Below are 13,419 nucleotides of genomic sequence, written 5' to 3' on the forward strand. Positions count from 1 at the left end.
GTTCCAAGGAAGGCGTACCACCCCATGCACGTCCCCGGGACCGTCCCCCCACCGGCTCCGGCTCCGCAGGAGACCCCCGCCGCCCCCGCCCCGGAATCCGGCGGCACCAAGCACGCCCGCCGCTTCGGGCTGCCCGTCGCCACCGCCCTGGTCATGGGCAACATCATCGGCGGCGGCATCTTCCTGCTCCCCGCCTCCGTCGCCCCGTTCGGCACCATCAGCCTGCTCGCCTTCGGCGTGCTCACCATCGGCGCGATCGCCCTCGCCCTGGTCTTCGGCCGGCTCGCCGCCCGCGATCCGCGCACCGGCGGCCCCTACGTCTACGCCCGCGGCGCCTTCGGGGACTTCGCCGGCTTCCTCGCCGCCTGGGCGTACTGGATCACCACCTGGGTGTCCAACGCCGCGCTCGCCGTCGCCGCCGTCGGCTACCTCGACGTCCTGATCCCGGTCAACGGCCACCGCTGGACCGCGTGCCTGGCCGCGCTCGTCATCCAGTGGCTGCCGGCGCTCGCCAACTTCGCCGGCACCCGCTACGTGGGCGCCGTCCAGCTGGTGTCCACCGTGCTGAAGTTCGCGCCGTTGCTGCTCGTCGCGGTCGGCGGACTGTTCTTCTTCGACCCGGACAACCTCGGCCCCTTCAACGCGAGCGGCGGCAGCGGCATCGGCGCGGTCTCCGCCGCCGCCGCGATCCTGCTCTTCTCCTACCTCGGCGTGGAGTCCGCCGCGGTCAGCGCCGGCGAGGTGAAGGACCCGCGCCGCACGGTCGGCCGGGCCACGGTCATCGGCACCGCGGGCGCCGCGCTCGTCTACCTGCTCGGCACCCTCTCCGTCTTCGGCACCGTCGCCCACGACCGCCTGGCCGGATCCACCGCCCCCTTCTCCGACGCCGTGAACGCCATGTTCGGCGGCGCCTGGGGCGGCTGGGCCGTCGCGCTCGCCGCCCTGGTGTCGATGACCGGCTGCCTCAACGGCTGGACGCTGCTCAGCGCCCAGACCCCCTACGCGGCGGCCCGCGACGGACTGTTCCCCGCCGCCTTCGCCCGCAAGCGGCGCGGTGTCCCCACCGTCGGCGTCGGCGTCACCGTCGTCCTGGCCTCCCTCCTCACCGTCTACAACTACACGTCCGGCTCGGCGAAGGTCTTCGAGGTCCTGGTCCTCGTCACCACCTTCACCGCGACCGTGCCCTACCTGCTGGCCACCGCCGCGCAGCTCTACCACCTGCTCTCCGGACAGGGCGAGCGCGTGAACCGCGCCCGGCTGGTGCGCGACGCCGTGATCGCCTCCGTGGCGGCCGCGTTCTCCCTGTGGCTGGTCGCGGGCGCCGGCTACGCGGCGGTCTACCAGGGCGTGCTGTTCCTGTTCGCGGGAGTACTGGTCTACGCGGTGATGGCGGCCCGGCGGCAGCGGCAGACCGGCCCCGCCGCACGGTAGACCCGCTGCGCGGGGACCGGTCTTCCGGGTGAGCCGGGCCGGAGTGTGATCGGATGGGGGTGGGAACCCGGGCACGGGATCCCACCACCCCAGTACCGCAAGGGAATCCGGAAAGGACTCGTCGTGGCAACCACGCGCTCCGCACACACCGTCTGGGAAGGCAACCTGCTCGAGGGCAGCGGCGTCGTCACCTTCGACTCGTCCGGCATCGGCGAGCAGCCGGTGTCGTGGCCGTCGCGCGCCGAGCAGGCGAACGGCAAGACCAGCCCGGAGGAGCTGATCGCCGCCGCCCACTCCAGCTGCTTCTCCATGGCGCTGTCGCACGGCCTGGCCGGCGCCGGCACCCCGCCCACCAAGCTGACCACCTCGGCCGACGTCACCTTCCAGCCGGGTGAGGGCATCAAGGGCATCCACCTCACCGTGGAGGGCACCGTCCCCGGCATCGACAACGACGCGTTCGTCGCCGCCGCCGAGGACGCCAAGAAGAACTGCCCGGTCAGCCAGGCCCTCACCGGCACGACCATCACCCTGTCGGCCAAGCTCGCCTGACCCCCGGGAGCCGGGCCCGGCGGCCTGCTACGACCCGGCCCGCTCCCACCCCCGCCGGTCCGGGCGCGGCCCCAGCTGCCTGGGGTCGCGCGACCGGTACACCACGTACGGCCGGAACAGATACTGCACCGGGGCGCTGAACATGTGCACCAGCCGGGTGTACGGCACCAGCGTGATCAGCACCATCCCGATCACCGCGTGCACGTGGTACAGCACCGGCACCCCTCCATCAGCCCCGTGTCCGGGTGCAGGGTGAACAGGCTCCGCGCCCAGGGGGCGACGGTGCCGCGGTAGTCGTAGCCGTTGCCGGAGGTGTCGGAGAGCTTGGCGACCATGCCGAGCACGATGGCGCCGAGCAGGAAGACGTACATGACCTTGTCGTTGGCCGTGGTGGCGCGGAAGACCGGCGCGTTGGTACGGCGCCGGTAGACCAGCAGGCCGATCCCGGCGACCGCGAGCGCTCCGGCGAGGGTGCCGCCGAACAGCGAGAACAGGTGGTACGCGTGCTCGTCGACGCCGACCGCCCGCGTCCACGACGCCGGGACGAACAGCCCGATCAGGTGGCCGGCGAGCACGAACAGGATGCCGTAGTGGAACACCGGCGAGGCGATGTTCAGCAGCCTCGACTCGTAGACCTGGGACGAGCGGGTGGTCCAGCCGAACCGGTCGTAGCGGTGCCGCCAGACCAGGCCGGCGACGAGCAGGGCGAACGCGGCGTAGGGCAGGACGCCCCAGAGGAAGACGGTCATCGGCGTGCTCCGCTCGGAGCGGGCGGCAGGGTGGCGCACACGGCGTCCAGGACATGCGCGTACGGCGTGCCGAAGGCGGTGAGCCGGGAGCGCAGCTCGCCGAGGGCGTCGCGGTGCCCGACCAGCAGGCCCAGGTCGCCGGTGCGCGAGGTGAACTCCAGCACGGCCGGCAGGAAGTCGGGCAGCTCCTCGCCGGTTAACTCCAGGCCGTGGGCGCGGTAGAGCTCCTTGAAACGGACCAGCGACATGCCGCGCCGCCGGGTGTCGCCGTCGGTCCACCAGCTCAGGTACAGGCTGTGCCGGTTCCTGAAGTCGAAGACCTCCACGTAGTGCGCCTGGAGCGCGCCCTGCGGCGTCACCGCCGCGTGGTCGGTGAACTCCCGCAGTTGCGGCGCGGCCTCCCGCAGCAGGGGCAGCCGGGCGCGGAAGTCGTCGTCGGGGTAGGTCAGGCAGAGCGCCGCCGCCTGGTACAGGACCTCGAAGCCGGGCATCACACCCCCCTCTCGTCGTCCGCGGTCTGCCGCCGGCGCAGGAGGTGGAAGTTCTCCACCGGCACCAGCGGCAGCCGCCGGCGTCCCGAGTCCTGGCCGAACGGGCCGTCGCCGCCCATGCCGGGGCCGCCGTCCACGTCCAGGCTGCACGTGTCCGGCAGCGCGGACTCCTCCAGCCGCCGCGCGTCCCCGACGGCGGCCGTGGGGATGACGTACCGCTCCTCGTACTTGGCGATCGCCAGCAGCCGGTACATGTCCTCGACCGCGGTCGGCGTCATGCCGACGGCGTCCGCCACCGACGGGTCGGGGTCCTCGCCGAGGTTGACCGCCCGCATGTGGGAGCGCATCGCGGCCAGCTTCTCCAGGGACGCCCGCACCGGGGCGACGTCACCCGCGGTGAACAGCTCCGCCAGGTACTCCAGCGGGATGCGCAGCGTGTCGATCGCCCCGAACAGGTTGTCCGCGTCCTCGCCGTCGTGCCCGGTCTCCGTCAGCGCGTCCACCATCGGCGACAGCGGCGGGATGTACCAGACCATCGGCAGGGTGCGGAACTCGGGATGCAGCGGCAGTGCCACCCGGTACGTGCTCACCAGCGCGTGCACGGGGGAGCGGCGGGCCGCCTCCAGCCAGTCGTGCGGGATCCCCGCGGCCTCGGCCGCCCGGCGCACCTCGCGGTCCCCGGGATCGAGGAAGACCCCCAGCTGCGCCTCGTACAGCGGCAGGAGCCGGTGCAGTTCACGCCGTGCGTGGAGGTCACGACCTGGTCGTGGCTCCAGCGGTCCCGGTAGAACGCGTCCGACTCCCGGCCGCCGACCAGCCCGATGCTGTGCCAGGTCGCGGGCGGCGGTGCCGGGCCGGAAGAAGCGGCCCGCACGCAGCAGCGCCGCGCCCGGCTCGGTGGGCGGTGTCCGCGTGTCGGTCACGTGCGCTCCCTTGCTCGCCTGGTTGCGAACCTAGGCGCCGCGGGGACCGCCCACCCGTCCGCGGCGCCCGTACGGGTCAGGGGCGCGCGGCGTGGGAACCGCTCAGGGCTTGCGCGCCACCCCCGCGTACACCGGGACGATGCCCTCCGTCTGGGCCGCCACGTCCTCGGGGTCCGGCCGCCACCCGGTCACCGGGATGACGCCGGGGCCCAGCAGCTCCAGGCCGTCGAAGAACCGCGTGAACTCGGCGAGCGAGCGGGGGTAGAACGGCGTGCCGCTGCGGGCGAACAGCCCGGCGGCCCGCCCGACCGCCTCCGGGTTCAGGTCGGGCGTGACCTGCGAGAGGATCAGGTGGCTGCCCGGCGCGAGGGCGTCGGCGTACCGCTTCAGCAGGCCGTGCGCGTCGTCGCCGTCCACCGCGTCCCCGAGGTAGTGCGTCAGGGCCACCAGCGACAGGGCGACGGGCCGCCCGAGGTCCAGGCTCTTCCCGGCCAGCCGCAGGATGGTGTCCGGGTCCCGGACGTCCGCGTGGACGTAGTCCGTGCTGCCCTCCGCCGAGCCGTGCAGCAGCGCCTCGGCGTGCCGGAGCACGATCGGGTCGTTGTCGGCGTACACCACCCGCGCCTCGGGTGCGACGCCCTGGGCCACCTGGTGCAGGTTGGGTTCGGTGGGGATACCCGTGCCGATGTCCAGGAACTGGCGGATGCCGGCCTCGGCGACCGTGCGGACCGCCCGCTGCATGAACCGGCGGTTGGCGCGCGCCCCGCGCACCGCGGTGTCGTCCGTGGCGAGGATCTTCCGGGCCAGCTCCTCGTCCACGGGGTAGTTGTCCTTGCCGCCCAGCCACCAGTCGTAGACGCGGGCCGGGTGCGGCCTGCTGGTGTCGATCGGGGTGGCGGCGGCGTCGGATCCGGTCATGCGCGGTCTTCTCCCTCGAAGCGGTGTCGGTGGCCGGTCAGTAGTTCTCGCGGTACTCCCGCAGGATCTTCTCGGTGCGCTGGGTGGAGGCGGCGCGCGCCGCCATGTGGTCCAGGACCTCCAGGTGCGTGGAGACCTCCTGGCGGGAGTCCAGGTACAGCGCGCCGGTCAGGTACTCGGTGAAGACCAGGTCGGGCAGCTCCGGCTCGGCGAAGCGGAACAGGGTGAACGGGGCGTACGTCCCCGGGTGCGGACCGTCCCCGAACTCGGCGACCTGGAGGGTCACCCGGTCCCGGGCGGCGAACTCCAGCAGCCGGTCGAGCTGGTCGCGCATCACCCGGCCGTGGATGCTCACCGGGCGCCGCAGCACCGTCTCGTCCATGATCACCCACAGGTGCGGCGGGTCCGGCCGGTCCAGCAGCCGCTGCCGTTCCATGCGCAGGGCCACGTGCCGCTCGACGGCCTCGCGCCCCTCGGTCCCGATCGTCCCGTCGTCCAGGACCGCGCGCGCGTAGTCCTCGGTCTGGAGCAGGCCGGGCACGAAGTGCGGTTCGTAGGAGCGGACGATCCGTGCCGCGCCCTCCAGGCTCACGTACAGACTGAACCAGTCCGGCAGCACGTCGGTGTAGCGCTGCCACCAGCCCGGCCGGTTCGCCTCCTCGGCCAGCGCGACGAACGCCGCGACCTCGTCGTCGGGCACGCCGTACTCCGACAACAGGATCTGGACGTACGGTATTTTCAGCGCGACCTCGGCCATTTCCATGCGCCGTACGGTCGCCGGGGCCACCCGGAGGACCTTGGCGGCCTCCTCGCGTTTCAGGCCCGCCGTCTCCCGCAGTTCCTGGAGGCGCTTGCCGAGCACCACCTGGCCCACGGTGGGTGCCACCCGCCGCTCACTCACGCCACGCCTCCCCAACGCGCCCAAGTCCGCCCGCAGTCTGCCATGTCCCGTCGCCGGTCTCACAGGGGGCGGGGTGCGGCGGCGGCATTACCCCTCGGGTAATCGACCGTCTCCCGTCCGGGCGGGATCGTGGAGAGCACACCGGGGGCCGGACCGGCGCACTCCGGCCCGGCCCCCGGTCCCCCGCAGCCGCGCCTGTCCCGACGGAGGGTGACCCGCCATGTCCACGAACCAGCTCGCCGCACTCGCCCGCACTTTCGAGCCCCAGCTCATGCTCCGCCGCTTCCTGGCCCTGGACGCGGCCGTGACCGGCACCAACGCGCTCGTCTACCTCGCCCTGTCCGGGCCGCTGGGCCGCTTCCTCGGGGCCGGCTCCGGGCTGCTGCTCGGCCTCGGCGCGTTCCTCGCCGTGTACGCGGCGGCCGTGGGCCTGCTGGCCGCGCGCCGGCGGCCTCCCGCCCTCGCGGTGCGTGCCGTGGTGGAGGCCAACCTGGCCTGGTCGGCGCTGAGTGTCGCCGCCCTGGCCCTCTGGCTCTCGCCCACCACGGCCGGCGCGGTGTGGACGGTGCTCCAGGCGCTCGTGGTCACGGGCTTCGCGCTGCTGCAGTACGCGGCACTGAGGGAGCGTCAGGACATGAGCGTGTGAAGGTACTTCACCGTCGCCGGGTCGGCCGGGAGCAGCGTCTCGATGGCCAGCTCGGCGACCGTCACGTCCATCGGGGTGTTGAAGGTGGAGATGGACGAGATGAACGACAGCGTCCGGCCCTCGTGCTCGATCCGCAACGGCAGCGCGAAGTACGGCACCGGCTCGTCCGGTTCCTCGCCCGGGGCGTCGTCCGGCACCGGGTAGGCCGCGACCTCCTCGTACAGCGCCCGCAGGGGCTGCGAGCGGTCCAGGGCGATCTGCCGCCGCATCTGCTCCAGCAGGTGCCCCCGCCACTCGCGCAGGTTGCGGATGCGCGGGGCCAGACCCTCTGGGTGCAGGGCGAGCCGCATCGCGTTCGGCCGGGGCACCAGCAGGTGCTCGGGCAGGCCGTCCATCAGCATCGCGATGCCCCGGTTGGCGGCCAGCACGTCGTACCTCGCGTCGACCACCAGCGCGGGATACGGCTCGTAGCCCCTGATCAGGCGCTCCATGCCCTCGCGCAGGGCGTCCAGCGCCGGGTCGTCCAGCGGGGTCTCGGGATAGTGCGGGGCGTAACCCGCCGCGAGGAGCAACGCGTTGCGTTCGCGCATGGGGACGTCGAGCCGGTCGGCGAGCCGCAGCACCATCTCCTCGCTCGGCCGGGAACGCCCCGTCTCGATGAAGCTGATGTGCCGGGCGGACGAGTCGGCGCGCAGTGACAGTTCCAGCTGGCTGATCCGCCGCCGTTCCCGCCAGGCCCGCAGCAGCGGACCCACGCCCTGGGCGGTGGGGGTGGTACCGGACATGAGTACGGTCATACGCGGAACGGTAGCCGACCGCGGACCCCGGCCTCACCGAGCCGTTGACCAGGGCCGCGGCGGCCGTGCTGTGGCAGGCTGGGAGGGGAACCGAACCGTACGGCGCCGTGCCCGTACGCCAGCAGACGAGGAGCGCAGCCCATGCCCGTGGAACCGCTGTCGCAGAAGGAGATCGAGGAGCGGCTGGCCGAGCTGCCGGGCTGGTCCCTCGACGGGGACCGCCTCACCCGCGCCTACCGCCTCGGCTCGCACTTCGCGGCGACCGCGATGGTCGTGCACATCGCGCAGGTGCAGGAGGAACTCGACCACCACTCGGACCTGACCCTCGGCTACAACACGGTGACCCTGGCGGTCAACACCCACAGCGTGGGCGGCGCCGTCACCGGGAAGGACCTCGAGCTCGCCCGCAGGGTGGAGGACCTGGCAGGGGGTCACGGGGCACACTGACGGGGTGCTCGACTACGACGAGGAAGCGGAACGGTACGACGCCCTGCGGGGCGGCGAGCCCCGCGCCGAAGCCGCCGCCCGGGCGGTCCTGGGCCTCGTGCCCCCGCACGCCCGCGGCCTGCTCGACATCGCCTGCGGCACCGGCATCGTCACCGGCCGGCTCGCGGCCGGAAGGGCGGGCCTGCGCGTGACCGGCGCGGACCTGGCCCCCGCGATGGCCCGCCGGGCCGCCGCCCGGCTGCCCGGTGCCGTCGTGCTGGCCGACAGCCGCCGGCTGCCCTTCCGGGACGGCGGGTTCGACGCCGTGAGCAGTGTGTGGCTGCTGCACCTGGCCCGCGGCGCCGAGGACGTGCGCACCATCGTGGGTGAGTGCGCCCGCGTGCTGCGGCCCGGCGGGGTGTACGTGACGACGGTCGACAAGGGCGCCGCGCACAACGTGGGCAGCGACATCGACGCGGTGCTCGCCTCCCGCCCGCCCAGCACCGCCCGCGACGCCGCCGGGCGCGTCGAGGCGTACGCCCGTGCCCACGGCCTGACACCGGCCGGCGAGGCCCGCTTCACCGGCCACGGCCAGGGCCGCAGCCCCCGCAGTACGGTGGCCGACCTGCGGCGCGGCTGGTTCGTCACGCTGCCGCCGGGCGGGGACCTCGCCGACCGCTTCGCCGCCCGGCTCGCGGCCCTGCCCGACCAGGAACGGCCGCGGCCCGACCCGGTGTTCACCCTCAGGGCGTTCGCGAAGGCGTAGGCGCCGGGCGGCAACCCGGGCGCCCCCGGCGGCGACCGAGAGGCGGAAACCCATCCGCCCCCCAGGAGGTTCGTCCCGTGAGGCACCCCCGCAAGCACCGCAGACGCCCCCTCGTCCTGGCCGCGGCACTCGCCGCCGCCGGCCTCGTCGGCGCGGGTCTGACGACGCTGGCCCCGGACACCGCGGAGGCCGCCACCGCACGTCAGGCCGAGGCCCTCGACCGAGGTGTGGTCAGCGTCCACACCGGCGACGGCAACCTCGTGAGCTGGCGCTGGCTCGGCACCGACCCCGCCGACGTGGCCTTCAACGTCTACCGGGCCGGCACGAAGGTCAACTCCACCCCCGTCACCCGCTCGACCACCTTCTTCCACGCCGGCGCGCCCGCCCAGGCCGACTACACGGTCCGCGCCGTCGTGAACGGCACCGAGCAGGGCGACTCGGTCCACGCGATCCAGTTCCGGGCCGGCTACAAGGACGTCCCCCTCAGCCCGCCCGCCGGCGGCACCACGCCCGACGGCGTCGCCTTCACCTACGAGGCCAACGACGCCTCCGTCGGCGACCTCGACGGCGACGGCGCCCTCGACCTCGTCCTCAAGTGGCAGCCCACCAACGCCAAGGACAACTCCCAGTCCGGCTACACCGGCAACACGGTCGTCGACGGCATCAGGCTCGACGGCACCCGCCTGTGGCGCGTCGACCTGGGCCGCAACATCCGTTCCGGCGCCCACTACACCCAGTTCCAGGTGTACGACTACGACGGCGACGGCAGGGCCGAGGTCGCCATGAAGACCGCCGACGGCACGAAGGACGGCACCGGCGCGGTCATCGGCAGTTCCTCGGCGGACCACCGCAACTCCTCCGGCTACGTCCTGTCCGGCCCCGAGTACCTGACCATGTTCGACGGGCGGACCGGCCGGGCCATGGGCACCGTCGACTACGTCCCCGCCCGGGGCACCGTCTCCTCCTGGGGCGACTCCTACGGCAACCGCGTCGACCGCTTCCTGGCCGGCACGGCGTACCTGGACGGCTCCCGCCCCTCGCTGATCATGGCCCGCGGCTACTACACGCGGACGGTCGTCGCCGCCTGGGACTGGCGCGGCGGCTCCTTCACCCGCCGCTGGACCTTCGACACCAGCTCCTCCACCAACAGCGGCAAGGGCTACGACGGCCAGGGCAACCACCAGCTGTCCGTCGCGGACGTCGACGGCGACGGCCGGGACGAGATCGTCTACGGCGCCATGGCCGTCGACGACAACGGCAGCGCCCTGTGGACCACCAAGAACGGCCACGGCGACGCCCTGCACGTCGGGGACCTCGACCCGTCCCGCGCGGGCCTGGAGGAGTTCAAGGTCGACGAGGACGGCTCGAAGCCCTCGTCCTGGATGGCGGACGCGCGCACGGGCCGGATCATCTGGTCCACGCCCGCGAACGGCGACAACGGCCGCGGCGTCTCGGCCGACATCTGGTCCGGCAGCGCGGGCGCCGAGTCCTGGTCGTCCGCCGAGAGCGGCGTCCGCGATCCGAAGGGCACCGTGGTGAGCGGCCGCAAGCCCTCCAGCACCAACTTCCTGTCCTGGTGGGACGGCGACCCGGTGCGCGAACTCCTGGACGGCACCCGCGTCGACAAGTACGGCACCTCCGGCGACACCCGCCTGCTCACCGGCTCCGGCGTCGCGTCGAACAACGGCACCAAGGCCACGCCGGTCCTCTCCGGCGACATCCTCGGCGACTGGCGCGAGGAGGTCGTCTGGCGGACCACCGACAACAAGGCCCTGCGCATCTACTCCACGCCGTACGACACGGACACCCGCATCACGACCCTGCTGCACGACACCCAGTACCGCACGGCGCTGGCCTGGCAAAATACGGCTTACAACCAGCCGCCGCACCCGAGCTTCTTCATCGGCGCCGGGATGCCGACGGCGCCGAGGCCGGCGGTGTTCACGCCCTGACACCCGTCCGGCCTCTCGGCCGGGCTGCTCCGGCCGCCACGCCGGAACGGCCGAACGCCCCCGGTCGCGCGGCGAATTCCAGGGGGCGTTCCGCCGTTCCCACGGTCATGTGACGACCGAGCACCTCCGCCCACCGAGTTCGAAGGACGCCGGCTTCGTGTTCGTCCCCGACCACTCGGCCGTGAAGCCGAAGTTCACCGAGGAACCGGGGGCGACGGCGGCGTTCAAGCCCACGTTCCTCGCCGTCACCGTGCCGCCGGACCCGGTGTGCTCCGCGTTCCACATGGCGGTCACCCGCTGGCCGTCGGGGAACGACCAGCCGAGGGACCAGCCGTTCCACGGAGCGGAGCCGGTGTTGGTGAGCCGCACGTCCGCCTGGAAGCCGCCCGCCCACTGGTTCGTGACGGTGTACGCCACCGCGCAGCCGCCCGACGGCGTGGGGTCGGTGCCGCCCCCGCCGTCGTCCCCGCCGCCGGACGGGTCGCCGTAGACGACGCCCCGGCCGTTGGTGGCCACGTACACCCGCCCGAACACCCGCGGGTCGCCCGTGATCGCCGCTCCCGTCCAGCCCCACTGGTGGGCGTCGTCGTTGACGCGGACCCAGCTCGCCCCCTTGTCGGTCGACCGGAAGATGCCGCGCACACCGCCGATCCTCGCGCTGGTGTAGAGCGTCTGGTACGAGGCGTCCGGCGCGGCCTTGCCGAAACCGATCGTGTCGGCCTGCTCGACGTTCGGCAGCCTGGTGAAGGTCGCGCCGCGGTCCGTGGAGTGCCACAGGCCGTACGCGCCGTCGGGGGCACCGCCGGCCAGCCAGACGTCGCCCCGCGCACCCGGCAGTGCCTTGAAGCGGACGCTGTCGCCCGCGGGCAGGCCGGTCGCGGCGGACGTGCTGAACGTGGCGCCGCCGTCGGTGCTGACGTAGAACCTCCCCGACTTGAAGGCGTAGAAGGTCTTCGGGTCGACGCGGTCGGACTCGACGATCGCGCCCGCCGGGACACCGCTCGAGGCCTGCCACGACGTGCCGAAGCCGTTCGTGTACTGGACGCCGGCGCCCGCGGGGCTCCACACGAAGCGGCTGCCGTCCGCCCCGGCCGCGACCGTTCCGCCGCCGCTCACGCCCGAGGGGTCCGTGCCGCCGAACCAGGTGGCGCCGTTGTCCGTGGAGAACGCGATGTGCGGGCCGGAGTCCAGGTTGCCGGCCCGCACGACCGTGTCCGGGTTCGTCTCGGCGAAGTCCAGACTCGTCGTCGAGGTGAAGTTCGGCGAGGTGTACATCATCGGCGGGACCTCGGTCAGGCTCGTGTGCCGGAAGCCGCCGATGTCACCCAGCGCGCTGAGCAGGGGCACGCCCGACGGGGGAGAGGCGAGGTCGTTGACGGCCGTCTCCTCCAGGCCCCGCACCATGGGCTCGACGGCGAACTTCGCGCCGGAGTCCCAGTTCGTGAGGTTCTCCGTGCCGTAGATCGTCGCGCCCGTCCCGTACATCATCCGGTCCGGGTCGAACGGGTCGATCTCCAGCGACTCCGTCATCCAGCCGAGCTTCGGGGTCTGTTCGGGCGGGGACGGATGCGCGTCCCAGGTCAGCCACGGCGCGGACGAGACGTCCATCGTGTAGCGGTTCTCCCGGTCCGGGTACGACGTGTAGCGCCACGCCTGGGTCCAGTTGGCGCCGCCGTCCGTGGAGCGGAAGATCTGCGTGTCCGGCCACCAGGAGCTGTACGCCGTCGCCATCACCGTCCCGGGGTTCTGCCGGTCCACGGTCAGGCCGCTGAACCCGTAGTACGTGTCGGCCTCGGCGACCGGGCTGATGTCGGTCCAGGTGCCGGTCGCCGTCGCGTACCGGTAGAGCCGGCCCCTGGCACCGTCGTACGGGCCGCCCGTGTCGCTGTACGCCAGGTAGAGGCTGCCGCTCCCGGCGTCCAGCACCCCCTTGTGCGCCAGGTACCCCGTCGGCTGGCCGGCGATCCGCTGCCAGGTCGCGCCCGCGTCCGTGGAGCGGTAGACCGCGTTCTCCTTGTCGGCGACCCCGACGTAGATCGTCCTGGTGGGGGCGCCCGCGGTGCCCGTCGACTCGTCGAAGGTGACCCAGACGACGCCCTGGTTGTCGGAGGCGTAGCCGCTCGGGTCGTCCGGATCCTGCGCGTAGTCGCCCGGGTTCGGGAAGGCACGCACCTGCGACCAGGTGACACCCGCGTCGGTGGACCGCCACAGGCCGTTGCCGCTGGGCGCGCCCAGGTACAGCACGTCGTTGTCGTGCGGGTCGACGGCCAGGCGCTCGCCCATGCCGCGTCCGGGCATGTTGCCGCCCAGTTTGAACGGCAGGCCGGTGCGCTCCCAGGTGGCGCCCCGGTCGGCGGAGCGCAGCACCGCCCCGTTCGCCGGGTCCCAGTCGTTGGTGTACGTGCCGACCGCCGCGTACACGCGGTCGGGGTCCACGGGGTCGGAGGCCAGGCCGACCACTCCGGTGTGACCCCAGTCGGTCCAGCCGACCGAGTCCAGCAACGGCGTCCAGGACCGTGTCCGCTCCTGCCAGCGGTAGACGCCGCCGATGTCGGTGCGGGCGTAGGCCAGGTCCTTCTCGGTGCGGTTGAAGACGATGCCGGGGACGAAGCCGCCGCCGTCGATCCGGGCGTTGTTCCAGGTGTAGGTGTCTGCGGCGACGGCCGGCGCCGGCGTCCCGGCGGCCAGGGCGGCGGGCGGGCCGCCGGTGAGGAGCCCGGCCGCCAGGGCCAGCACAGCGGTGAGGATCCGGCTTCTTCGCACGGTGGGGAACCGTCCTTCCGTCAGGAGGGAAGCATGCGAGGACCGGGCGGCCCTTGCGTGGCCAGGGGCCGCCCGGTCGGTTGGTCCCGTCGTCCGGTGACGGGACC

General features: G+C 73.2%; 11 protein-coding genes and 3 pseudogenes. 6 read left to right on the forward strand and 8 right to left on the reverse strand.

Going from position 1 to position 13,419, the window contains the following annotated elements; genetic code table 11:
* The first annotated feature begins 24 nt into the window (after positions 1 to 24).
* Positions 25 to 1,431 (forward strand): amino acid permease, encoded by a 1,407-nt coding sequence (locus AC0VYN_RS11615; protein WP_475535901.1) that lies wholly within the window; start codon positions 25 to 27, stop codon positions 1,429 to 1,431.
* Positions 1,432 to 1,554: 123 nt separating this feature from the next.
* The gene (locus AC0VYN_RS11620; protein ID WP_161163892.1) at positions 1,555 to 1,980 is read left to right on the forward strand and encodes an OsmC family peroxiredoxin; all 426 of its coding nucleotides are present in this window, start codon (positions 1,555 to 1,557) and stop codon (positions 1,978 to 1,980) included.
* Positions 1,981 to 2,007: 27 nt separating this feature from the next.
* Here the strand turns inward: AC0VYN_RS11620 and narI are convergent.
* The 6 genes and pseudogenes from narI to AC0VYN_RS11650 form a co-directional block, all read right to left on the reverse strand.
* Positions 2,008 to 2,729 (reverse strand): annotated as a pseudogene (narI, locus tag AC0VYN_RS11625) (respiratory nitrate reductase subunit gamma).
* Complete coding sequence (narJ, locus tag AC0VYN_RS11630; protein WP_475535902.1) at positions 2,726 to 3,220, reverse strand: nitrate reductase molybdenum cofactor assembly chaperone; 495 nt, start codon at positions 3,218 to 3,220, stop codon at positions 2,726 to 2,728. Before narJ ends, narI begins: the two are co-directional and overlap by 4 nt.
* A pseudogene (locus AC0VYN_RS11635) lies at positions 3,220 to 3,936 on the reverse strand (nitrate reductase subunit beta); the annotation flags it as partial. The pseudogene AC0VYN_RS11635 and the gene narJ, both read right to left, overlap by 1 nt.
* Positions 3,936 to 4,143: pseudogene (locus AC0VYN_RS11640) on the reverse strand (hypothetical protein); the annotation flags it as partial. The pseudogenes AC0VYN_RS11640 and AC0VYN_RS11635, both read right to left, overlap by 1 nt.
* A gap of 102 nt (positions 4,144 to 4,245) precedes the next feature.
* Entirely contained in the window at positions 4,246 to 5,061 is an 816-nt protein-coding gene (locus AC0VYN_RS11645; protein ID WP_475535903.1) for an SAM-dependent methyltransferase, read from the reverse strand.
* A gap of 37 nt (positions 5,062 to 5,098) precedes the next feature.
* On the reverse strand, positions 5,099 to 5,962 hold the full coding sequence (locus AC0VYN_RS11650; RefSeq protein WP_475535904.1) for a helix-turn-helix domain-containing protein: 864 nt from the start codon (positions 5,960 to 5,962) through the stop codon (positions 5,099 to 5,101).
* Positions 5,963 to 6,182: 220 nt separating this feature from the next.
* On the opposite strand from AC0VYN_RS11650, the gene AC0VYN_RS11655 reads away from it, so the two are divergent.
* On the forward strand, positions 6,183 to 6,608 hold the full coding sequence (locus AC0VYN_RS11655) for a hypothetical protein (protein ID WP_475535905.1): 426 nt from the start codon (positions 6,183 to 6,185) through the stop codon (positions 6,606 to 6,608).
* Here AC0VYN_RS11655 and AC0VYN_RS11660 read toward each other — a convergent pair.
* Positions 6,590 to 7,405, reverse strand: coding sequence for a helix-turn-helix domain-containing protein (locus AC0VYN_RS11660; protein WP_385462888.1), 816 nt, complete (start codon positions 7,403 to 7,405; stop codon positions 6,590 to 6,592). The genes AC0VYN_RS11655 and AC0VYN_RS11660 overlap by 19 nt on opposite strands.
* A gap of 141 nt (positions 7,406 to 7,546) precedes the next feature.
* Here AC0VYN_RS11660 and AC0VYN_RS11665 point away from each other — a divergent pair, with 141 nt between their 5' ends.
* The 3 genes from AC0VYN_RS11665 to AC0VYN_RS11675 all read left to right on the forward strand — a co-directional run bounded on the left by AC0VYN_RS11665 (position 7,547) and on the right by AC0VYN_RS11675 (position 10,549).
* Positions 7,547 to 7,852 carry a 4a-hydroxytetrahydrobiopterin dehydratase gene (locus tag AC0VYN_RS11665; protein WP_475535906.1) on the forward strand — a complete coding sequence of 102 codons (306 nt, stop codon included), beginning with the start codon at positions 7,547 to 7,549 and terminating at the stop codon, positions 7,850 to 7,852.
* A gap of 4 nt (positions 7,853 to 7,856) precedes the next feature.
* On the forward strand, positions 7,857 to 8,597 hold the full coding sequence (locus AC0VYN_RS11670) for a class I SAM-dependent methyltransferase (RefSeq protein WP_475535907.1): 741 nt from the start codon (positions 7,857 to 7,859) through the stop codon (positions 8,595 to 8,597).
* A 77-nt stretch (positions 8,598 to 8,674) separates the two neighbouring features.
* Positions 8,675 to 10,549, forward strand: coding sequence for a rhamnogalacturonan lyase (locus AC0VYN_RS11675; protein WP_475535908.1), 1,875 nt, complete (start codon positions 8,675 to 8,677; stop codon positions 10,547 to 10,549).
* Positions 10,550 to 10,654: 105 nt separating this feature from the next.
* Here AC0VYN_RS11675 and AC0VYN_RS11680 read toward each other — a convergent pair whose 3' ends face one another.
* On the reverse strand, positions 10,655 to 13,312 hold the full coding sequence (locus AC0VYN_RS11680; RefSeq protein ID WP_475535909.1) for a cellulose binding domain-containing protein: 2,658 nt from the start codon (positions 13,310 to 13,312) through the stop codon (positions 10,655 to 10,657).
* Positions 13,313 to 13,419 lie beyond the last annotated feature (107 nt).

Source organism: Streptomyces sp. 63XJN7_1_ISO-PGPR-S23-121 (assembly GCF_056173025.1).